This window comes from Bradyrhizobium ontarionense, from assembly GCF_021088345.1.
GTDB lineage: Bacteria > Pseudomonadota > Alphaproteobacteria > Rhizobiales > Xanthobacteraceae > Bradyrhizobium > Bradyrhizobium ontarionense.
This window is the reverse complement of sequence record NZ_CP088156.1, coordinates 3,802,150-3,822,953: the sequence shown is the minus strand read 5'-3', so window position 1 is coordinate 3,822,953 and position 20,804 is coordinate 3,802,150. Positions and strand designations below refer to the sequence as shown.

Here is a 20,804-nt window from a genome sequence, read left to right as displayed (position 1 = left end):
GGGAATTCATAACGACGCGGGCAAGACGGACCATACACATTCGGCGAGCCTCCGCCTCTCCTGTCAGTTGAGTGCACTGTAATCCAATTGCTGTAGTTGGACGCGCGGCGTCATGGGCTCAAGGCATAGGATCAACAAATGGGCTTAAGAAATGCGTGACGACAGCGGCCGCTGCAGATGGCGCCGCATCAGCTCGGCGGCGTCGGCATGGCGTCCGGCTTCGAGCAGATCGAGCAGGCGCAGGTGCTCCTTGACGTGCCGGCGCATGCCGTCGCGGTCAGCGAAGCTGCGATAGGCGAACAGGCGGCGGATCGAGTTCACGCGCCGCAGCGAATCCACGAAGAACGGATTGCCCGCGCCGCGCGCGATCTCCTCATGAAACTCGCAGCCGGACTGATAGACCTCGCCGATCGTCATCTTGTCGAGCTCGCCGCCGAGCACACGCTGCTGGTGCTGGCGCAGCCGATCGATGATCTCCCGCTCCAGGTGAAAACCGGACTGCAGGATCGCCGCTGGCTCGATAACCGCGCGGAATGCCGCGGCCTGGGCCTGGACTTCCGGGCTCGACACGGTGTCGGCGAAACGCCAGCCGTAGCCGGGCAACCGCGCGATCCAGCCTTCGGCGGCGATGCGATCCAGCAGACGCTGCAACTCGGTGCGGCTCAGCTCATAGCGACGCATCAGCTCGGCCTCGGTGACGTCGGCGTCGATGCGCTGGTCCAGAACGTCGGCGGCAATGTCGGCATAGGCCTGCTCGGCGCGACTGACCGCCGCGAGCGTCGGTCGCGCCGCGCCGCTCGTTGGACTTTTGGTCAGCACGAAGCCGCGATTGGGCTCGCCGCGTGCGAGCCCTGCCGCCTCCAGGGCCTTCAATCCAAGGCGGATCGGTGCGCGCGACACGTCGAGCGCATCGGCAAGCTTCTGCTCGATCAGGCGGTCACCCGCCTTCATGCCTTCGCGGCGCGCAAACGCCAGGATCAGGCCGGCCAGGTGCTCGGCCCGGTCGGTCGCGCCTGTCCGGGCCGGGGAGGGAGATGTGTCCGAATCGGTCATGACGCGGATGAAACCTCTTTGGGCTTGACAGATCGTCGCGCAGATTGTTCTTTATATTGAAAATGTACAATCGATAAATGAGCGGGGGAGGAGCGCCGATGGTCCGTGAACCGGATATCCATATCTGCGAGGTCGCGGCGCGTGACGGCCTGCAGAACCTCGACGTCTTCGTTCCAACGGAGGCGAAGTGCGCGCTGATCGACGCCATTGCCGCCGCGGGCGTGCGCGAGATCGATGCCGGCTCCTTCGTGCCGCCGAAGGTGGTGCCGCAATTCGCCGATGTCGATGTGGTGATGGCCCATGCGCTGTCTCATCAGGACAAGAGGATCGGCGCGCTGGTGCCGAATTTCAAGGGCGCCGAGCGCGCCATCGCAGCCGGCGTCAACAGCATCTATTTCGTGATCTCGGCGAGCGAGACGCACAACCGCGCCAATGTCCGCCGCACGGTCGATGAGCAGGTCGAGGCCTTCCGCGCCGTTCGCGCGGCGATCGACGCCCGGCCGGCCGCCGAGAGGCCGCAGCTGATGGGCGCGATTTCGACGTCGTTCGGCTGCTCGCTGGAAGGCGACATCAGCGAGGCGGCCGTGTGCAATCTGGCGCGGCGTTTCGCCGAGGCGGGGGCCGATGAGATCGGGCTGGCCGACACCGTCGGCTATGCGACGCCAACGCTCGTCAGGCAGATCGTCTCGGCGGTACGATGCGAGGTCGGGCCGGATGTGACGCTCCGTCTGCATCTGCACGATACGCTCGGCGCTGGTCTTGCCAATGCCGTGGCCGGGCTCGAAGCCGGCATCCGCCGCTTCGATGCCGCCGTCTCCGGTCTCGGCGGCTGTCCGTTTGCGCCGGGCGCGCGCGGCAACATCGTCACCGAGGATCTCGTGTTCATGCTTGAACGGATGGGACTGTCGACCGGGATCGACCTCGACCGGTTGATGCAGACGCGTGAGATCCTTGCCCGCCACATCGCCGCGAAGCACCTGACCGGCCATCTGCACGAGGCCGGCATCCCCAAGGTTCTGCGGAGAGCGGCATGACGCACGCGCCCGGAGACCGCGACGCCCCGCTTCGCCCGCTGGAGGGCGTGCGCGTGGTCGAGTTCAGCCAGATGGTGATGGGGCCGAGTTGCGGGCTCATCCTCGCCGATCTCGGCGCCGACGTGATCAAGGTCGAGCCGCTCAAGGGCGATCGCACGCGCACTTTCAAAGGGCCGGCCGCCGGCTTTTTCGCGACCTACTGCCGCAACAAGCGCAGCATCGCGCTCGACACGTCGACGCCGCAGGGCCAGAGCGTGGCGCGCCGGCTGATCGCGCGCAGCGACGTGCTGATCGAGAACTTCCGTCCCGGACTGATGAAGCGCATCGGGCTCGACTACGAGCAGGTGGCGGCGTTCGCGCCGCGGCTGATCTATTGCTCGCTGAAAGGGTATCTTCCAGGCCCCTACGAGAACCGCCTCGCGCTCGACGAGGTCGTGCAGATGATGGGCGGACTCGCCTACATGACCGGCCTGCCGGATCGGCCGATGCGCGCCGGCGCCTCGGTCAACGACATCATGGGCGGCATGTTCGGTGTGATCGCGATCCAGGCTGCGCTCGCCGAGCGCCAGCGCACCGGGTGCGGGCGCTACGTGCAGAGCGCGCTGTACGAGAACAACGTGTTCCTGATGGCGCAGGCGATGATGTACGAGGTTGTCACCGGCCAGCCCTCGATCCCGTATTCGATCAAGGACAGCCCGTGGCCGGTCTATGATCTCTTCGACACCAGCGACGGCTCCAAGCTGTTCGTGACCATCGTTGGCGAGGAGCAGTGGGTGGCGTTCTGCCGTGCTTTCGACCGCACGGAATGGCTGGACGATCCGCGCTTCGCCACGGCCCAGGGCCGCGTCGACCATCGCGGCTGGCTGATCCCCGAGATCGCCGCGATCTTCAAGACATGGGCGAAGGATGATCTTGCCGCGCTGCTCGAGCGCCTCGAGCTGCCCTACGCACCGGTCAACAAACCCGGCGACCTGTTCGACGATCCGCATCTCAATGCGTCGGGCGGCCTCACCGAGATCCGTCTGCCGGACGGCCGCCGCGCCATGACGCCGGTGCTCCCGGTGTCGCTGGACGGACAGCGGCTGCCGAACCGCTATGATCCGCCTGGGATCGGCGAGCACACGCGCGACGTCCTGGCCGAGCTCGGGCTGCTGCCCGATGAGGTTGCCGTGCTGGAGGAGGACGGAACGATTCTCCCATCGCCTTCGTGAGCCCTTAGATCGCGCGCCGTCGAAAACATAAGAACTGCGGGAGGAATTCATGACGATCACACGGCGCCACGCGCTGGCTTCCGGCGCGGCCTTCGCGGGCACCTCGCTGCTGCCGGGTCGGCTGCGGGCCGAGACCAAGTCCGCGACCGTTGCGTTCGGTCCGGTCTCGCCGGTCTATGCGATCTCCATGATTGCGGAGCTCAAGGGCTATTTCAAGGACGAAGGACTCGATTCCAAGCTTCTGACCGGCAACTCCGGCACGTTCGGCCGCCAGACGCTCGCCGCCGACCAGGCGCTGTTCGCGCATGGCGACGCCAGCCATCCGCTGCAGCTCACGGCGCGTGGCAAGCCGTGCAAGATCCTGCTCGCGACCGAGATGGTCTGCTCCTACGCCAACATCGTCGTGCGCCAGGATCTCTACGAGAGCGGCCTCACCTCGGTCGAAAAGCTCGCGGCCTACAAGCGCACCGACGGCGCGAAGCCGGTCGTCGCCGCCACCGCGATCGGCTCCGGCACCTGGGTCTACGGCACCTATGTGTTCGAGTCGCGCGGCCTCGGCGACAGAGTGAACTGGGTCGCGGGCGGCGGACCCAACACCATGTTTCCATCGCTGCAGACCAAACAGTTCGACGCCATCATGGCGCCGCCGAGCTGGATCGTCGAGATCGAGAAGAAGGGTTTTGGCAAGGTGATCTACGACACCTCGAAGCCCGGCATCTTCGAAAAGGATTTCGGCGGCACGGTCCCGGTGCTCGTCATCTACGCGCTGGCGGACACCGTCGAACAGGACAAGGCGCTGGTGCAGGCGGTCGTCAATGCCATCTACCGCGCCATGGCCTGGGTGAAGGCCACGCCAGTGGCCGAGGTGCAGGCGCTGGTGGCGCCGAAGTACTTCGCCGGGATCGATCCCGATGCGGTCAGCGCCGAGCTCGGCTTCGACACATCCACCTGGGCCTATGACGGCAGCATCGACAAGGCGTCCTACGCGCGCGGTGCCAAGCCGTGGTATCGCAAGGGGACGGATATCCCCGAAATGAAATACGAGGACATCGTCGACCCGAGCTTCCTTGCGGCCGCAAAGGCGAAATACAAATGATGCCGCCCTCTGGTCCAGGCCTCGCCGCGGTGCGAGGCGCGGAGAGTCCCGCCGCGGCGCGAACCCGGATCGCGGTGCAGGGACTGATGAAGACCTACAACACCGGCAGCGGTGAATTCGTCGCCGTCGACAACGTCTCGTTCGAGGTCGGCGAGGGCGAATTCGTCGCCCTGCTGGGGCCGTCCGGTTGCGGCAAGAGCACGATCCTCAACATGGTCGCCGGGCTGCTGCCGCGCTCGGGCGGACGCATCCTGATCGACGGCGACGCCGTCGAGACGGGCAAGGTGAACCCCAGGGTCGGCTATGTGTTTCAGCGCGACACGCTGTTTCCCTGGCGAACGGTCGAGCAGAATATCGGCTACGGGCTCGAAATCGCCGGGGTGTCGAAGCCCGAACGCGCCGCGCGTGTCGCCGATGCCGTCGGCAAGGCGGGCCTGATCGGCTTTGGCCGCAGCTTTCCGCGCATGCTCTCCGGCGGCATGCGCCAGCGCGTGGCGCTGATGCGCACGCTCATTCTCGAACCCGAGATCCTGCTGATGGACGAGCCGTTCGGCGCGCTCGATACCCACACCAAGCTGGAGATGCACAAGACGCTGCTCGAGATCTGGGAACGCGAGCGGCAGACAGTGCTGTTCGTGACCCACGACCTCGGCGAGGCGCTGACGCTGGCAAGCCGCATCATCCTGTTGTCAGCGCGACCGGGGCGGCTGAAGGACGATTTCGAGGTCTCGTTCTCGCGGCCCCGCGATGCTGTCGGCCTGCGCGAGACGGCCGAGTTCGGGCGGCTCTATTCCCACATCTGGCATTCGCTCGGCGAGGAATTTCGCCGCACCAAGGCTGACTGAAAAGGCTGACTGATCATGTCGACCCGCCGCGCCGTCATCCTGTTCTGGCAGATCTCAATCCTGGTCGTGATTCTGGTCGTCTGGCAGTGGGGGTTCGAGTGGAGCAGGGCGCTGCTGCCGAAGGCCTATGTGCCGAAGATCCTCGATCCCTATTTCGTGGCGAAGCCGTCGCTGATCTGGCAGAGCTTCCTGCGGCTCGGCTGCTTCAGCGATCCCGCCGGCCTCGTCGCCTGCGTCCAGTCCACCGACAACAATCTGTGGGTCGCGACCCTCGTCACGCTCAGGAACACCTGGTGGGGCTTCCTGTTCGGCTCGGTGAGCGGTGTCGCCGCCGGCGTCGTGCTCGGTCGCTCCGACATCCTGGCCCGCGTGTTCGGCCCCTACATCATCGCGCTCAACTCGATTCCGCGCATCGCGCTGGTGCCGCTGGTGATCCTGATCTTCGGGCTCGGCGATCTCTCCAAGATCGCCACCGCATGGCTGGTCGTGTTCTTCGTGGTCTTCTTCAACACCTTCGAAGGCACGCGCGCCGTCGATCGCGACCAGATCGCGGCGGCTCGCCTGATGGGGGCAAGCGAGCTGACCGTGCTGCGCACCGTGGTCGTTCCGTCGGCCCTGGCCTGGGTGTTCGCCTCGCTGCTTCCGGCGGTGTCCTTCGCGCTCGTCGGCGTCATCGTCGGCGAGTTCATCGGCGCCGAGCGCGGGCTCGGCAAGCTGATCATCGAGGCGGAGGCGCGCGCCAATGCGAGCGAGATGATGGTGGCGATCTTCGTCATGATGTTCGTCGGCATCCTGCTCGCGCTCGCGGTGCAGTCGCTGCAGTCCTATCTGCTGCGCTGGCAACCGCAGTTCGAACGCTCGGCATAGACCTGCGTGGAACGATCGCGTCAGGACGGCGAACGGGCTCGTGCCTGCATCACACGATCCGCGCCAGCAGCAGCGCTGTCGCGGCGGCCACCAGCGCCGGGACGGCCGCCGCGAAGAACAGCGTCTCGACGTCGACATGGCTCGCCAGCATCGCGCCGCCGATCAGCGGACCGACGATCGAGCCGATGCGTCCGATGCCGAGCGCCCAGCCCATGCCGGTGGCCCTGATCGCGGTCGGATAATAGGTCGCGGTCAACGCATTCGCGGCGATCTGTCCGCCGACGATGCAGAAGCCCGCGGCGAAGATCGCCACCGTGACGAGCGCGATCGCGTGGCCGGACAGGCCGATCGCCGCCACCGCGATCGCCGCAAACAGATAGGTGACCGCGAGCGCGCGAAACGAAAACCGGTCGATGATGCGTCCGAGCGCAAAGGTGCCGACCACGCCGCCGACCTGCAGCATGGCGCCGATCGCGGCCGCGGATGACACCGACACGCCGAGATCGTTCAGCACCGTCGGCAGCCAGTTGGACAGCAGATAGAGGTCGAGCAGGCTCATGAAGAACACGACCCAGAGCAGCAGCGTGGTGCCGGCGCGGCGCTCGGCAAACAGATGTGCGACGGGCAGGCCGGAAAGACGCGGCTCCGGCACCACGAAGCGGACGTCGTCCGCCGTTTGCAGCGTCGGATCGACCTGCCGCAACATCGCCGCGACATCGCGGTCACGGCCGCCCGCCAGCGCGAGATAGCGGATCGACTCCGGCAGTGAGACGGCGAGCAGTGGCGTCAGCAGCAGCGGCACCAGACCTCCGACCAGAAACACCGCGCGCCAGCCGAACGCGGGAATCAGCGCCGCCGCGACCAGCCCGCCCAGCGCTGCACCGATCGAGAAGCCCGCGAACATCGCCATCACCATGGTGGCGCGGCGCCGATGCGGCGCCAGTTCGGCGGTCAGCGCGACCGCGTTCGGCATCGCGCCGCCGAGGCCGAGACCCGTGAGGAAGCGCAGCACGATCAACGAGGTCGCATCCTGCGCCAGCATCGTCGCCAGCGTGCCCAGGCCGAACGCGGCGGTGGCGATCACGATGATGCGCTTGCGTCCGACCCGGTCGGCCAGCGTTCCGAACGCGATCGCGCCAAGCATGAGGCCGAACAGCCCGGCGCTGAACACCGGCCCGAGCGCGCCGCGCGCCAGCTTCCATTCCTGCGCCAGCGCCGGCGCGACATAGCCGATGGCCTGGGTGTCGAAGCCGTCGACGAACAGAACCGCGGCACAGATCAGGAGAACGCGGATCTGGAAAGAGCTGATTGGCAGCCGGTCGATGAGCGCCGGCACGTCGATCTCGGCCGTCGATGGCCCCTCCATGCGGTCGATCTTCATCCGCGTGTCCTTCCCCGAGGCCATTGGCCTGCGCTATCATTGTTATTGGAAATTCTCTTATTATGAGATTTTGTCGAGTTCAAGTGCAGCCGGCGGCCGTGACTCGCGCCCCGGGCACGATGGAGAGCGGACGACTTGGAACAGCGGTTGAAGAAGGCGAACAGCCAGGATCGGCTGCTGGCCGTGCTGGACCTGTTCAGCGAGCAGCGTCCGCACTGGACGCCGGACGAGCTGATGCGCGAGCTCGGCTACACCCGGCCGACCCTCTACCGCTATCTGAAGAGCCTGAAACAGAGCGGGCTCTTGATGACGACCCGCGGCGGGCAGTTGACGCTCGGCCCGCGCGTCGTCGAGATGGATTATCTGAGCCGGCGCGCCGACCCGCTGGTCGCCGCGGCAGCCCCGCAACTGGCGCGGCTCACGGCCGCGCATCCCTGCACGGCGCTGATCGTGCGCTGGTACGGCGACAAGATGCTGTGCGTGGCCTCGCAATCCTCGGCGCCCAATCCGGTCAGCAGCTATCCACGCGGACGGCCGATGCCGATGGGGCGCGGTGCGATCGCCCGCGCGATCATGGCGTTCCTGCCCAAGCCGCAACTGCAGCCGCTGATCGCGCGCTATGCCGCGGATCTGCGCGCGGTCGGCGTCGGCGCGACGGCGGATGAGATCGTGGCGGCGCTGCGGCAGATCCGGCGCGCCGGCGTCGCGATCGCATACGGCGAGGTCACCCCGGGAGCGGTCGGCATTGCCGCCCCCATCGTCGACGCCGGCTATCCGGTAGCGAGCCTCTGCGTCACGATCGCGGGGCTGAAGGCGACGGGCGAAGTGATCGACCGGATCAGCGGCGAGGTTCGCGACGCCGCCCGGCGGATTGCCGCGGATGCGTTCGGTCAAGACATCTAAATCTCACAATGTGAGAATCTTATTGACGCTTCCCCGGCGCGACGGCATGTGATCCGCGACAGCGCCTCGGGCGGCCCGGCCAAACCGCCGGACCAGGACAGGGGCGTGAAGGAGGGATGGCGATGGAACCCAGCAAGCAGGCGCCGGTGGTGATCGTCGGCGGCGGCCCGGTCGGTTTTGGCCTCGCCATCGATCTCGGACAGCGCGGCATCAGATCCGTCGTCGTCGAGCGCCACCTGGCGCCGGTGCCGATCCCGAAGGGCCAGAACCTGACCCAGCGCACGATGGAGCACTTCCATTTCTGGGGCGCGGAGGATGCGCTGCGCGCCTCCCGCACCATCCGCCGAGAATACGGTATTGGCGGCATGACCACCTACCGCACGCTGCTGAGCGGCATCACCCATGACTGGCTGCAGCGTGAGCTGGTGCGGCCGTTCTACTACACCGACAACGAGCGGCTGCCGCAATACGCCACCGAGGCGGTGTTGCGGCGTCGCGCGGCCGAGATCCCGGCGATCGAGACGCTGATCGGCTGGACCGCGACCGCCGTGCGCCAGGACGAGCACGGCACTGAGACCGACATCGTCGACGCGGACGGCAACCGGCGCACCTTGCGCTCCGACTTCGTGGTCGGCTGCGACGGCAGCCGCTCGCTGGTGCGCGAGCAGGCCGGCCTCACTCAGACAAAGTCCGATCACGACCGGCTGATGGTGCTCCTGGTGTTCCGCTCGACCGGGCTGCATCAGCTGCTCGAACGCTATCCCGGCAAGTCGTTCTACAACGTGCTGCATCCTGAGCTCGACGGCTACTGGAAGTTCTTCGGACGCGTCGATCTCGGCACCACCTGGTTCTTCCATGCCCCCGTGCCGGCCGATACGACGCGGGATAATTTCGATTTCGAGCGCTTCCTGCACGAAGCCGCCGGCGCCGAATTCGACGTCGCCTTCGACCATATCGGCTTCTGGGATCTCCGCTTCGCGGTGGCCGACAGATATCGCCAGGGACGGCTGTTCATCGCCGGCGATGCCGCGCACAGCCATCCGCCCTATGGCGGCTATGGCGTCAACAGCGGCTTCGAGGACGCGGTCAACCTGTCATGGAAGCTCGCGGCGACCCTGCAGGGCTGGGGCGGACCCGGCCTGCTCGACAGCTACGGCGCCGAGCGGCAGCCGGTGTTCGCCTCGACGGCGCGCGACTTCATCGAGCAGTCGATCTTTGTCGACCGCGATTTCCTGCGTCAACACGATCCGGCGCGCGACCTCGCCGATTTCGAGGCCGCCTGGGAGGAGCGCCGCTCCGGCGCGCGCGCCGAGGTGAACGCGTTCGAGCCGCACTACGAGGGCTCGCCGATCGTGTTTGGACCTGATGGCGTCGCCTGCAGCGCGATCGGCGGCCACGCCTTTGCGGCGCGCGCCGGCCACCATCTCAGCCCCCAGGTGATGTCGACCGGGCGCAACGTCTATGAGGAGCTGGGCTCCGGCTTCAGCCTGATCGAGCTCGGCGCCGGCGATGCCGCGATCGCCTTCGCCCGCGCCGCCTCCGATCTCGGTGTGCCGCTCAAGGTCATCAGCGACACGCCCGCGCGCGGGCGCGAGAAGTATCAGGCCAGGCTGGTCCTGGTGCGGCCCGACCAGTTCATCGCCTGGGTGTCGGACGGCCTGTCGGATGATCGGGCCGAGCCGACCCGCGTGCTGCAGCATGCGATCGGGGCGGGGTGAGAGGATCGCCGCCGCTTCACTGCAATGCAGCTGCCGGGGAGGGGAAACCGCTTCGCCTCACGTATTCAGTTCGATCTATTTTGTGCATTGCCATGCCGGGTGAGATGGTGCGGCAGACCGGCGACGAAGACACGGGCAAGCCGGGCCATGTCCGGTTTCGGGGTAGAAGCGGCCACCCAGAGAGCAAGCGCGGAAGTCACACTTTGATCCGAAGCTGGCATCGACGCCATCGAGAGACAGCGTGACGACGGCCGGGCAATTGCAGCGGCAAGCAAGTCCGGGGTTGCAGCTACCGTCCGCGCCGCCGAGAGCTGGCCTCGACAGCGGATCTCCCCTCGGGGGCCGCCCACCCCTGGACACTCACATCCGCCAGCGCCTCGAATATAGCCGCTGTGCGCTCCAGGCGGGCGATCGTACGTGCGCCTTCGAGGGCAGCTACCAATGCGGCTGCGGTAGAAGATGCGCGCGCGGACGTGAAACCGCACCCCCTAAAATGCTCCGCAACGATCGCGGTTGAATCAACAAATCCGCGCGCTACCCGCTTGGTCAGATCAGCGTCGAGTGCAGGAAGCTCATTCGCCAGATTTTGCATCAGACATCCATACTGGAAATCAGAGGCGATCATTTCGGCCGCGAACGTGCCGAAAAGCTGGTGAACAAAACTCAGGGCATCACCCGTCGTATTCGCCGAGATATCCCGCAAGACAGCAATTCGACTCGCCACGTAATGATCGATCGCTTCTTCTGCGAGCTGTGACTTGCCGCGCGGAAAATGAAAATAGAACGATCCTTTGGGCGAGCCGCTTTCTTCAATGATCTGGTTCAACCCCGTCGCGGTGTAGCCTTGGATGCGAAACAGTCGCTCGGCAGTGGCAATCGCGCGATCGCGGGCGTCAGTCTTACGGGGCATGCCGCAACCATACCACGCCTGGCTTGACAGGGCTATGGTGATCGCCATACTACGGCGATCACCATAGTGACTGTGTCCCGCCGTATCGCCGCCATCGAATCTCAATCCAGAAGTTGCACGCAGGCAAGTGCCGTTCTCCCAGATTGCTGCGCAGGAAATACTCAAATGCGTTCGAGCAACTTCGATTTCGGCAACTGTTCTCGCGAACGGGATCACTGAGATGGCCTCTCGAACCTGCGCGATGATGCTTTTAGGAGCTGCCATGTTCACTGCGATGTTCACTCGCGTTGTGTCCGGAGAGACGTCAAGCGATGCCATCTGGCACAATAAGATCCCTGTCGCTTTGAGTGAGCCTGCCGTTGATATCGATAAGGATCCGAACCTTCTGCACAGATATGCGGAAAATGCGGGAACGAAAATCCACTACGTCACAATGGGATCCAATCAAAAACCGCTTATGGTGTTCGTGCACGGATTTCCCGACTTCTGGTATTCTTGGCGAAATCAGATCCAGGCATTCTCAGCAAATTACCAGGTGGTCGCTCTTGATCTGCGCGGGTACGATTTGAGCGATCGGCCCGAAGGTGTCGAGAACTATAAGTTTCCGGTTCTCCTCGATGACATTCGTGCCGTGATCAATGCAGAGGGGAACGGTCGCAAGGCCATCCTGATTGGGCACGACTGGGGCGCCGCTCTGTCGTGGCTGTTCACCGGGCAAAATCCGGACATGATCGAAAGACTTGTCGTCCTCAGCGTTCCTCATCCTGGCGCCATCACGAAGGAATTGCTCCCTTGGAACCATCCTATCGCGCAGGCGAGGGCCAGCGCCTACGCCACACGGTTCTTCGCTCAAGGCAAAGGCGACAATCTGACTGCGCAAGATTTGGCGTACTGGGTTGCAGATCCACAGGTTAAGAGTCGATACATCGAGGCTTTCGCGAAATCGTCGATCTTGTCCATGATGAGCTATTACAAAGCCAACTACGCGTTTTCTCGGCTTGCGCTCAATCTTTTCGATCCAACCATGAAGAAACTCTACGGTGCCGTGATCAAGTGTCCGGTCTTGCATGTGCACGGAATCGAGGAGAGCCACGCTTTGCTGAGCACTCTTGATTTGGAAAAGTCATGGATTGAAAATCCCGACAATCTCTCGGTCAAGATCGTGCCTGGCGTTGGCCACTTCATTCAGCATGAAGTGCCGGACTACCTTAATCAGACGATTGCCTCCTGGTTGAAAGATACAGGAAGCTGAGCCCGATCTTGCGGCGGCGGAGAGTCAATGGAATTAAGGTGACAGTGCTGGACCGTCACCGCAATTCACGCAAGGAATAGCTGTAGCGCGCAATTTCAAATGTCATCCGGCGCCCCCCGGTTCCAGGATTCAATTCGAGATTGTAGTGCGGGTGCGCATAGTGTTACCGTCACTGAACCTGGGGTAACCCAGATTTTTTTCTACGATTTCTGGTCATTTAAGGTAGCTGCCATTGCAGCCGCCGCATTGGGGATAACGATGTCTGTAACATACGCGGCCGCATTGAATCGCCTGCTGAATGGCGTCGGTTTGCATCTCGTCCGGCGATCGACGCTTGATCGGCTGACCTCCTCCGCCCGCAACGGGCACATGAGCGAACCAGACACGAAGCCGTTGTCGGCCCTTGCCGACGATGATCCCGCCCCGGATGATGCCGCCCCGGATGATGTCGCCCTGGATGATGTCGCCCTGGATGATGCCGTCTTGGATGATCCGGCCCCGGATGACCCCGCCTTGGACGACCCCGCCTTGCGCGCCAACGCAGTCGCGCACAATTTTCGCAAGGTCGCGCTGGCCGGTGAGCCGATGGAGCAGGTCTCCGTCTCATATTTGCAGAACCTGCAGCGCGAGAGCTTGGCGCTTCGTGACATGTCCGCCGAACTGATCAAGCTGAAGCTTCAGCTTGCGGGCGTGACCGACGGAGCAGGCTCCGGCACCCCAACCGATGCCGAGGCCGGAAATCACCGGCTATATACCCCCGTGTACGACCATTCGGGATTGAGGACAGATCCTGCGATCGTGCACAATCACGAATTCATGCTGGACCCGCGGTTCATCGCCGCTTACCAGCGCGGCGTCGCCGCCGAGGGCTACGAGCCGCGCTATTTCTGGCGGACACACGTGGCGCTGTGGTGTGCAAGCGTGGCGGCCCGCCTTGCGGGTGATTTCGTTGAGTGCGGTGTGTGTCGCGGGATGTTGAGCTCGTCGATCATGACCTATCTCAATTGGAACCAGATCGACCGACGCTTCGTCCTGTTCGACACCTTCACCGGAGTGGACGAAAAGATCGTGTCTGCGGAAGAAGTCGCTTCCGGCAATCTCGGCTATTTCCGAGAAATGTACAAAGAAGACATCTACGAGCGCGTCGTCCGCAATTTTGCCGAGTTCGAGAACGTCGAGATCGTGCGAGGGAGCGTCCCGTCCACGCTGTCCAGCGTCGATATCGAGGCCGTGGCCTATCTCTCGATCGACATGAACAACGTCACGCCCGAGATCGCCGCCATCAACCATTTCTGGGACAAGCTGCAGCCCGGCGCCCCGGTTCTGCTCGATGACTATGGTTTCGTCAGATACGAAACTCAAAAGCGGGCGTTTGACGCTTGGGCCGCAGAGCGAGGAGTCGAGATCCTGGCCATTCCCACCGGACAAGGCCTGATCATCAAGCCTCCCACGAGAGCATAGTCCGACCTCGCCGAAGGCGCACGGGCCGGGGCGCTGGGCAATTACGGTGCACGCGCGAATTACGGTGACAGTGTCGGACTGTCATCGTAAATGCATTGCCGCAGAGCAGCGCGCCCCGGCTTGCCGTTGTCACGGAGGAACGAGGAACAGAGGGCACCAAAGTCTGAAGCCCGCGACGATACCGGACCGAACGCGCCGCAAAAGCCGCCGGCCAAGTCTGCCGGGGTAGAAAAAACAGATCAGAGCTCGGCTGGTTCATCGTCCATCCACGCAAAGCTGGCACGGGTGGTGAAGCTGCGCGGTGGTTAGGTTTTGGGAGCGGCCGCAAGCGCTGCACCCCCGTTCACGCTACCATCTCCGGTATTGCAATATCCGCTTTTGGAAATATGCGATATCTCCAGACAAGGATTCGTCCTTGCTAAAAGTCTTCTGCACGCCCTCTAATAATGACAATGCTTCTGTTGAGTTATGGAAAAGGGGACTGTTTCTCTCAGGTGTAATAATAGACACCTGAACCGCAGCACCTTTGGGAGACACCACATGTGTTTGTCGCGCGCTTTGGAACGTATCTATCGCTGCGATGAGATCGTTCAATAGAGATATGCTGATTACATGCGGGTCTGCCTGCTTTGCGTCGAATGGTCTCATCACCATTCGACGGTACCACTCCGCTCCTGCTTCAGAATTGCTAATAAGCACAGATCTCACAAGACCGTCGGACTCTCCGATGTATTCAATCGCAATCACTGAGTATGTCATGCGCTCATTTGACCGAGCAAAGCAGTTCATCGCCATTGCGAGAAGGACAACAACGATTGCTGCCGCTTTTGTTGCCATGCTTCTCATTTTTCCACCACCGGCATTAAATGCACTCCCGTTGCGTTGCGAGTAAGGCCGTACGATACGGTTTTCAGGACGTCATAGGAGCCGTTTGAGTTGATTCCTACGAGAGACAAGTTGGCCTGCCACGAAATAGGCGTTCCCGTATACAATCGGGTTGGGTCACGGTGGTCTTACGGTGACAGTGCACTAAACTCCGCGCGACTTTCTCTCACGCCGTTCGCCCGACGGGCACTTCCCGCATCCCCGTCATGCGCAAACCGCCCGTCGAGCCAGTTTGTCGCACGCGCGCGGCTTGCCTCGTCGGGCAAATCACCACGATGATCCCGGCCATCCCGTTCGCGATGAAGAGGGACGTTTCGGCCGATCGTCACGAGGCGTAGCAGCGGGGAGCGATGGACGTATCGGACTTGGGGCTCTGCATTCGCAGGCCGGCGAGCAAGTCCGGTGCGGACGGTCAAGTCGTAGGGTCCTGGCATCCCGATGCCGATGCCACGCTTGCGATGACGCTGAGGCGTTGCGCAGGTCACGGTGACCAGAAAGCCCGGCGCACCGGGGAGACTACGAAGCAGCCGCTAAACCATCGCGCAGGGAAGGCCGGGTTGGTCCGGCTGAGCCTGTGGTTCCTGCCCCGTGCATTCTTTCCGCACGGGGGCCACGGGTGCCAGTCGGCACCCGGTCTTCCCTGCGCCCTCCGACCGGAAGGGGGGAAAACATCGATGCCTCGGGCGCTCAGGTGCCGCGGGAACGCTCTCGGTTGCAACCTTGACGGCCGATCCCCGGCAGACCGCTGTTCTCCGGTACCGCTGTTCCCCGGTGCCGCTCTCGTGCCCGCCCAACGATGATTATTCGGGCACCGCTCGCCACATCTGCTCCACTTTGTGGGCGCAAATCCGCCTCGGATGAATCCCTAAAATTTCGGTTAGCCCTACGGAAGTAAGATTTTGGCAATCAATCAACCGCTAACTAAGGTTACCAAGGGCTCAACGTCATCGGGAGACTTTGAACGTGAGCGACCAAACGGCCGAACAGACCAGCCTTGGCGCTGCCAGCGCTGAGCCGGTGGTGAAGACCTCTGCGTCCCCCGAAGCTGTCGACATGGCGGTGCCTGCGATCGCTCCACTCGTGCAGCCGATGATCTCGCCGGACCATGAAGCGCCGACGGCGGACAGGCCGGCCAACGACGTCAAGCCCGCGCCGCTCGTGGCCGTGCCGCCGGTCGCCAATCCCGCGCCCGCCACAGCGGCGGCTGCCACGACCGAGGTGAAGAGCGAGATCTCGACCGAGGCCGAGCCGGTCAAGCCGAACGCCGTCAAGGTGGAGCCGATCAAGACCGAGGCCCGCAAGCCGGACCCGGCCCGGCTCGACATCGTCAAGGCCGATGCAGCGAAGCCGGAGGCCGTCAAGGCGGCTGCGGCGAAGCCAAAGTCGGCCAAGGTCGAAGCGACACTCAAGTCGCCCTCGACGATCCTCGACCTGATCAGGACCGAGCCGGTCAAGGCCGATCCGATCAAGACCGATACGATCAAGGCCGTGGCCGTTGCCGAGCCGCTCAAGGTCGAGACGCCCAAGCTGTCGACGCTCGCGTCAAGCGCGCCGAAGATCGGCCCGATGGCGGCCACCCCGCCAAAGCCGGAAACGCCGATCAAGCCGATCGCCGCCGCCAAGCCCGAGGCTGCCGTGAGACCCGAAGCTGCGGTGAAGCCCGAGGCTGCGCCAAAGCCGGAAACGCCCGTCAAACGCCCGATCATGTCGACCGAGGCCGATGCGGCGCCGGCCAGCATGGCTGGCTCTGCGGTCGACAAGGCCGCGGCCTGGGCCAAAGCGACGTTCAAGGCTGAGCCGGCCAAGTTCGATACGGCCAAGTCCGCTGCTGGCGGAGCGGCGGCTGCTGCCGGTGCAACGAATGCCGGCGCGGTGCCGCCTCCGCAGTCGGGCAAGACCAGATCGTCCGCGTTGACGGCGGGGGGCCGGTTCGGGCTTCCGGCCATGGCCGCTGTGCTGTTGCTGGCGATGGTGGTCGGCGGTGTCGCTGGCGGCCTCGCGACGGCCGTCTTCGTGCATCGCGCCAGTGACGGCACCGCGGGAGCGCCGGGAAGCGGCGGCGCGGATGATGCGACGCTGGCCGCGGCCGTGTCGCGGATCGACAACGATGTTGCGACGCTCAGGGCCAGCCTGGAGCAGACCAACCAGACCAGTCTCGTCGAGCTGAACAAGTCGGCCGAGCGTCTCGACCGGCTCGAAAAGATTCTGGGTGAGCTGTCGACGAAGTCGTCCGGCAAGCCGAGCGAACTGCAGCGCCTCAGCGAGGCCGTGGACCGGCTGCGCGCGGCACAGGCGTCGGTGGCCTCGCAGGCCGCATCGCGTGACAATGCCGCATCGCGTGACAATGCCGCGTCGCGTGACAATGCGGCGTCCGTGCCGCAGGCGGTGGGCGCGATCAATGCTGCCGCGCCTCCGGCTGGCGTTGCGACCCGGCAGGAGGCGAGCAGGACCGAACCGAGCAGGGCTGAAGCGGCCAGGGCGGAGGCCGCCCGCGCCGAGGCGAGCAAGGCCGAGGCGAACCGCGCTGATGCCGGCAAGCCCAAGGTCGTCGACGGCTGGGTGCTGCGCGACGTCGGTCGTGGCGGCGCGCTGATCGAGGGGCGCGGCGGTCTCTACGAGGTCTATGCCGGCGATCCGGTGCCCGGCCTCGGCAAGGTCGATGCGATCCGCAAGCAGGACGGCCGCTGGGTGGTCTTCACCACCAAGGGGCTTGTCGTCGCGCGCTGACGGCCCATCTTTTCGTGAACAGTTCTGACGAGGCGCCTCACCGCGACGTGAGGCGCCTCGTCGCACATTTGCCCGCAGCCGTCGCTTTTCGGCTATCTTCGAGGGTTAGCAGGCCGTCGGCTGCACTGTTGTTCGGACGGAGGAGGCGGGTGTTGCGACTGTCGGTATTTGGCCTTGTGATGCTGTGTTGCGGCTCGCTCGCGCATGCGGATGAAAGCGCGCCGCTCGAGCGCGGCGCTGCCATCCTCGAGCCGTTCGCGCTGCGTGAGCTCGACAAGGGGCCGTTTGCTCTCGGCCGGATGCTCGCGGCTCCGAGCGATGCGCCGCTGACCGATGCCGCGCTGTTTGCGCTGCCGTCGATGAGCCCCGTGCGCAAGGCGCTGGAGGTCGAGTTCGACCGCTATGTCGAGAAGCACAAGGCGACGCTGCCGGACGAGAGCATCGGCGTAGGTACGTCGTATGCGTTCCAGCTGTTCGATCGCGCGGTGCTGGATTCCCCCGATGCCCGCTTCGTGCTGGCCGGCATCGTCAACCGCATGGATCGTGCCTTCGTCGATCCCGCCCATTGCGGTGAGGTGCGGCTGCTGTACCGCCTGACGCGGACCACGCCGCCCGAGTCCAAGGGCAGTGACATGGGCGGCGAATTGACCTCACCGCGGCTGCCGATGACGCTCAACATCGTGCTCAAGGCACGCAGCGACGATCAGGCCAGAAGCAATGCGCCGAGCTGTGCCGATATTGCCAAGCGCTGGCTGGCGACGGCTGATCTGCCGCTGACCGGGCCGGAGCTTGCCGCGAAGCTGATGTCGCCGGATGGTCCGCTCGCATTGATCAGGCCGGAGAACATCCACCGCATCGAGACCAACCTTCAGATTGCGCATGCGCCGAAATCGTCGGTGCGGGATTTTCGCACCGACTACATGATGAAGGTGTTCGACTACAACGCTGCCGGCGGCACGTTCGACGAGGCGGTGCTGGAGGATCAGGTCGACCGCGACCGGCTGCTCGCCGATGCGGCGCTTGCGCGCGAATTCAGGGCCTGGCTGCTCGACCCCGTGCATCTCGGCGAGCTCGATCGCGGCACGGCGGTCATCCCCGACAAGTTCCTGGCCAAGGTCGCGGTGGCGCCGACGCCGGTCGGCTTCGTCAATTCCGATCTGCTGCCCGCCTACGGGCTGGTGCAGGGAGACGCGAACGGACCGGCTCCGGTGTTCACGGAGGCCGATGTCGTCGGCGCGCTCGAAAAGGCGGCCGCGCAGGGCATGGCGCTGCAGAACATCCAGTCGGTCGCCGGCTTCGAGCGCCGCCTGAACGATGCGAGCTGCGGCGGCTGTCATCAGACCCGCGGCATCGGCGGCTTCCACTTCCCCGGTGTCGACTGGATGGCGGAGAAGCCGTCCAATACGGTCGTGGTGCCCGGCTCGCCGCACTTCTTCGGCGATCAGGTGCGCCGCCGCGACATCCTCACCGCTTTTGCCGAAGGCCGCGCGCCGGATTTCTCCCGCGGCTTCGCCAGCCGTCCGCAGCTGCGCGGCAGCGATGAGCTCGCCGGCACGGTCTACAATGACGGCTGGGGCGGGCATTGCTACGCGAGCCGCCCCGAGGCCGCGGACAACGACAAGAGCTTTTCGGCCTGGACCTGCGCCGCGAACCTGTCCTGCCAGGCCGGGCCCGCGACGCGGTTCGGCATGTGCTTCATCGCCACGCGATAGATCAGCCCACCGCGCCGCGTGCGCGCAACGCGCGGATGGCCTCGTCGTCGAAGCCGGCGCCGCGCAGGATGTCGTCGCTGTGCTCGCCCACGCCGGGCGGCTTGCGCGGGGCGACCTTGCGCTGGCCGTCGATCCAGATCGGGCTGTTGACGGTCAGCATGGTGTCGTTCTCGAACGGTACCAGGACCTCGTTCTCGATCATCTGCCTGTCGGTCGGAATGTCATCGAGGATGCCGACCACGCCGAACACGAGACCGCTGCCGTCCAGGGCTTTACGCCACTCGGCCAGCGGCTTCGTTGCGAATACCGCGTCGAATTCGTGGATCAGCTCGACCGAGCGGGCGTGGCGGTCCGCCTTGGTGGCAAAGCGCGGATCGTCGATCAGGTCTTCGCGGCCGAGACAGCGGGCGAGCACCGGCCACTGCTTCTCCTCGTTGAGGAGCGACAGCATGATCCAGCGGCCGTCCTGGCATTTGTAGTGGTTGGCAACCGCGTTCAGGGCCCGCTCGCGCGGCCGCCGCTCGACGAAGGTCGCGCCGCACAGCTTGGCCTGGGCCAGGACGGACGCCGCCCAGACGCCGTTCGCCATCAGATTGGAGGCGACGTGGCAGCCTTTGCCGGTCCGCTCACGCTGGTAGAGCGCGGTCACGATCGCGCCGTAGAACGCCATCGCGCAAGGATGGTCGCCCATGCCGGCCACGGAGCGAGCGGGTGTCGTGGTCTCGTCGGCACGCACCAGATCCATCAGCCCGGACCGCGCCCAATAGGCGTTGCTGTCGAAGCCCGGCTTGTCGGCTTCTTCGCCCTTCTCGCCGTAGCCGGTGAACGACGCATAGATCAGCCGCTCGTTCAACGGCGCGAGCTTCTCATGGGTGAGGCCGAGCTTGGCTCGTACCGAGGGCGGGAAATTGGTGATGAAAACATCCGCCTCGCTGACGAGGCGCCGTAACACGGCCTGGGCTTCGGGTTTCGATAGATCGAGTGCGATGCTGCGCTTGTTGCGGGCCTCGAGATACCAGGCGTAGTTATGCTCGCTGCGCGGATAGCCGGGCAGGTTCGGCAGGTTGCGATAGGGGTCGCCGGCGCCGGGCGGCTCGATCTTGATCACGTCGGCACCGAAGTCCGACAGAACGGTCGCCGCGGCGGGAGCTGCAATGAAGCTTGCGCAGTCCAGCACCTTCAGGCCGTGGAAAATCCCTTGGTCGTCCATGAGGTGTCGCTCCCATTTATTGCTTTCCGCGTGCTGGAATTCGTTCTTGGCGCGGTTCGATACCCATTTGACCCAGGTCGGGCAGTCGAGGCAATGGTGCGGCGTGAGCTGAAACTACAAACAAACGTAGATATGATCAGGAGCGGGCACCGCTCCTGTCTTGTCGTGATTTTCAGGACTTGCGATGGCTTGGTGAGAGGACGGTGCGCGCCGAGAGGCCACGAGGCGGAATGGCGCTGCACGGCGTCCGCTACACTTTCAGGTTCTCGGCCGAACTCCTGCCGCGGTTGGCAATCTCGTCATACTCGATCGTCTGGCCTTCGTTGAGGGTCGTGAGCCCCGCCTTCTGCACTGCAGAGATATGGACGAAGATGTCTTTGCCCCCGGCCGTGGGCTGAATGAAACCATAGCCCTTGGTCGGGTTGAACCACTTGACCGTACCTTTAGCCATACCTTGCCTCCGCGGGATCAATCCAGATCGAGCCGGCGGTCCCCGCAAACCATCAGGCCCGGAATTCGAGACTACTGCGGTTGGGACA

17 protein-coding genes are annotated in these 20,804 nt (G+C 64.5%); 11 read left to right on the top strand and 6 right to left on the bottom strand.

Features of this window, described 5'->3' with window-relative positions:
- Positions 1 to 144 precede the first annotated feature (144 nt).
- Entirely contained in the window at positions 145 to 1,053 is a 909-nt protein-coding gene (locus LQG66_RS17235; RefSeq protein ID WP_231327381.1) for a GntR family transcriptional regulator, read from the bottom strand.
- Positions 1,054 to 1,151: 98 nt separating this feature from the next.
- Here LQG66_RS17235 and LQG66_RS17230 point away from each other — a divergent pair, with 98 nt between their 5' ends.
- From LQG66_RS17230 to LQG66_RS17210, 5 genes are read left to right on the top strand one after another with little or no spacing between them, the layout of a single operon-like run.
- Entirely contained in the window at positions 1,152 to 2,087 is a 936-nt protein-coding gene (locus LQG66_RS17230; protein ID WP_231327380.1) for a hydroxymethylglutaryl-CoA lyase, read from the top strand.
- Entirely contained in the window at positions 2,084 to 3,298 is a 1,215-nt protein-coding gene (locus LQG66_RS17225; protein WP_231327379.1) for a CaiB/BaiF CoA transferase family protein, read from the top strand. Before LQG66_RS17230 ends, LQG66_RS17225 begins: the two co-directional genes overlap by 4 nt.
- Before the next feature lie 49 nt (positions 3,299 to 3,347).
- Positions 3,348 to 4,394, top strand: coding sequence for an ABC transporter substrate-binding protein (locus LQG66_RS17220; protein WP_231327378.1), 1,047 nt, complete (start codon positions 3,348 to 3,350; stop codon positions 4,392 to 4,394).
- Positions 4,391 to 5,239, top strand: a complete 849-nt coding sequence (locus LQG66_RS17215; RefSeq protein ID WP_231327377.1) for an ABC transporter ATP-binding protein — start codon at positions 4,391 to 4,393, stop codon at positions 5,237 to 5,239. The genes LQG66_RS17220 and LQG66_RS17215 overlap by 4 nt, the downstream gene beginning before the upstream one ends.
- A gap of 15 nt (positions 5,240 to 5,254) precedes the next feature.
- Positions 5,255 to 6,106 carry an ABC transporter permease gene (locus tag LQG66_RS17210; protein ID WP_231327376.1) on the top strand — a complete coding sequence of 284 codons (852 nt, stop codon included), beginning with the start codon at positions 5,255 to 5,257 and terminating at the stop codon, positions 6,104 to 6,106.
- Positions 6,107 to 6,155: 49 nt separating this feature from the next.
- Here the strand turns inward: LQG66_RS17210 and LQG66_RS17205 are convergent, their stop codons facing one another.
- Positions 6,156 to 7,487 carry an MFS transporter gene (locus LQG66_RS17205; protein WP_231327375.1) on the bottom strand — a complete coding sequence of 444 codons (1,332 nt, stop codon included), beginning with the start codon at positions 7,485 to 7,487 and terminating at the stop codon, positions 6,156 to 6,158.
- 135 nt (positions 7,488 to 7,622) lie between these two features.
- On the opposite strand from LQG66_RS17205, the gene LQG66_RS17200 reads away from it, so the two are divergent.
- The gene (locus LQG66_RS17200; protein ID WP_231327374.1) at positions 7,623 to 8,390 is read left to right on the top strand and encodes an IclR family transcriptional regulator; all 768 of its coding nucleotides are present in this window, start codon (positions 7,623 to 7,625) and stop codon (positions 8,388 to 8,390) included.
- A gap of 122 nt (positions 8,391 to 8,512) precedes the next feature.
- A complete protein-coding gene (locus LQG66_RS17195) occupies positions 8,513 to 10,108 on the top strand; it encodes an FAD-dependent monooxygenase (protein WP_231327373.1) in 1,596 nt (531 codons plus the stop codon).
- A gap of 289 nt (positions 10,109 to 10,397) precedes the next feature.
- Here the strand turns inward: LQG66_RS17195 and LQG66_RS17190 are convergent, their stop codons facing one another.
- Positions 10,398 to 11,300: a TetR/AcrR family transcriptional regulator gene (locus tag LQG66_RS17190; protein ID WP_486598885.1), complete on the bottom strand. Its 903-nt coding sequence runs from the start codon at positions 11,298 to 11,300 to the stop codon at positions 10,398 to 10,400.
- On the opposite strand from LQG66_RS17190, the gene LQG66_RS17185 reads away from it, so the two are divergent.
- A complete protein-coding gene (locus tag LQG66_RS17185; RefSeq protein ID WP_231327372.1) occupies positions 11,281 to 12,270 on the top strand; it encodes an alpha/beta fold hydrolase in 990 nt (329 codons plus the stop codon). The two genes, LQG66_RS17190 and LQG66_RS17185, sit on opposite strands and share 20 nt — an antisense overlap.
- Positions 12,271 to 12,528: 258 nt before the next feature.
- Positions 12,529 to 13,731, top strand: coding sequence for a TylF/MycF/NovP-related O-methyltransferase (locus LQG66_RS17180; protein WP_231327371.1), 1,203 nt, complete (start codon positions 12,529 to 12,531; stop codon positions 13,729 to 13,731).
- Positions 13,732 to 14,079: 348 nt separating this feature from the next.
- On the opposite strand, the gene LQG66_RS17175 is transcribed toward LQG66_RS17180, so the two are convergent.
- Positions 14,080 to 14,568, bottom strand: coding sequence for a hypothetical protein (locus tag LQG66_RS17175; RefSeq protein WP_231327370.1), 489 nt, complete (start codon positions 14,566 to 14,568; stop codon positions 14,080 to 14,082).
- A 1,011-nt stretch (positions 14,569 to 15,579) separates the two neighbouring features.
- Between LQG66_RS17175 and LQG66_RS17170 the strand changes: the two genes are divergently transcribed.
- Entirely contained in the window at positions 15,580 to 17,343 is a 1,764-nt protein-coding gene (locus tag LQG66_RS17170) for a hypothetical protein (protein WP_231327369.1), read from the top strand.
- A 179-nt stretch (positions 17,344 to 17,522) separates the two neighbouring features.
- Complete coding sequence (locus tag LQG66_RS17165; protein ID WP_231327830.1) at positions 17,523 to 19,055, top strand: hypothetical protein; 1,533 nt, start codon at positions 17,523 to 17,525, stop codon at positions 19,053 to 19,055.
- A 1-nt stretch (position 19,056) separates the two neighbouring features.
- On the opposite strand, the gene LQG66_RS17160 is transcribed toward LQG66_RS17165, so the two are convergent.
- Together LQG66_RS17160 and LQG66_RS17155 are read right to left on the bottom strand one after the other, a co-directional pair.
- On the bottom strand, positions 19,057 to 20,265 hold the full coding sequence (locus LQG66_RS17160) for a CaiB/BaiF CoA transferase family protein (RefSeq protein ID WP_231327368.1): 1,209 nt from the start codon (positions 20,263 to 20,265) through the stop codon (positions 19,057 to 19,059).
- Positions 20,266 to 20,515: 250 nt separating this feature from the next.
- Complete coding sequence (locus LQG66_RS17155; protein ID WP_231327367.1) at positions 20,516 to 20,716, bottom strand: cold-shock protein; 201 nt, start codon at positions 20,714 to 20,716, stop codon at positions 20,516 to 20,518.
- Positions 20,717 to 20,804 lie beyond the last annotated feature (88 nt).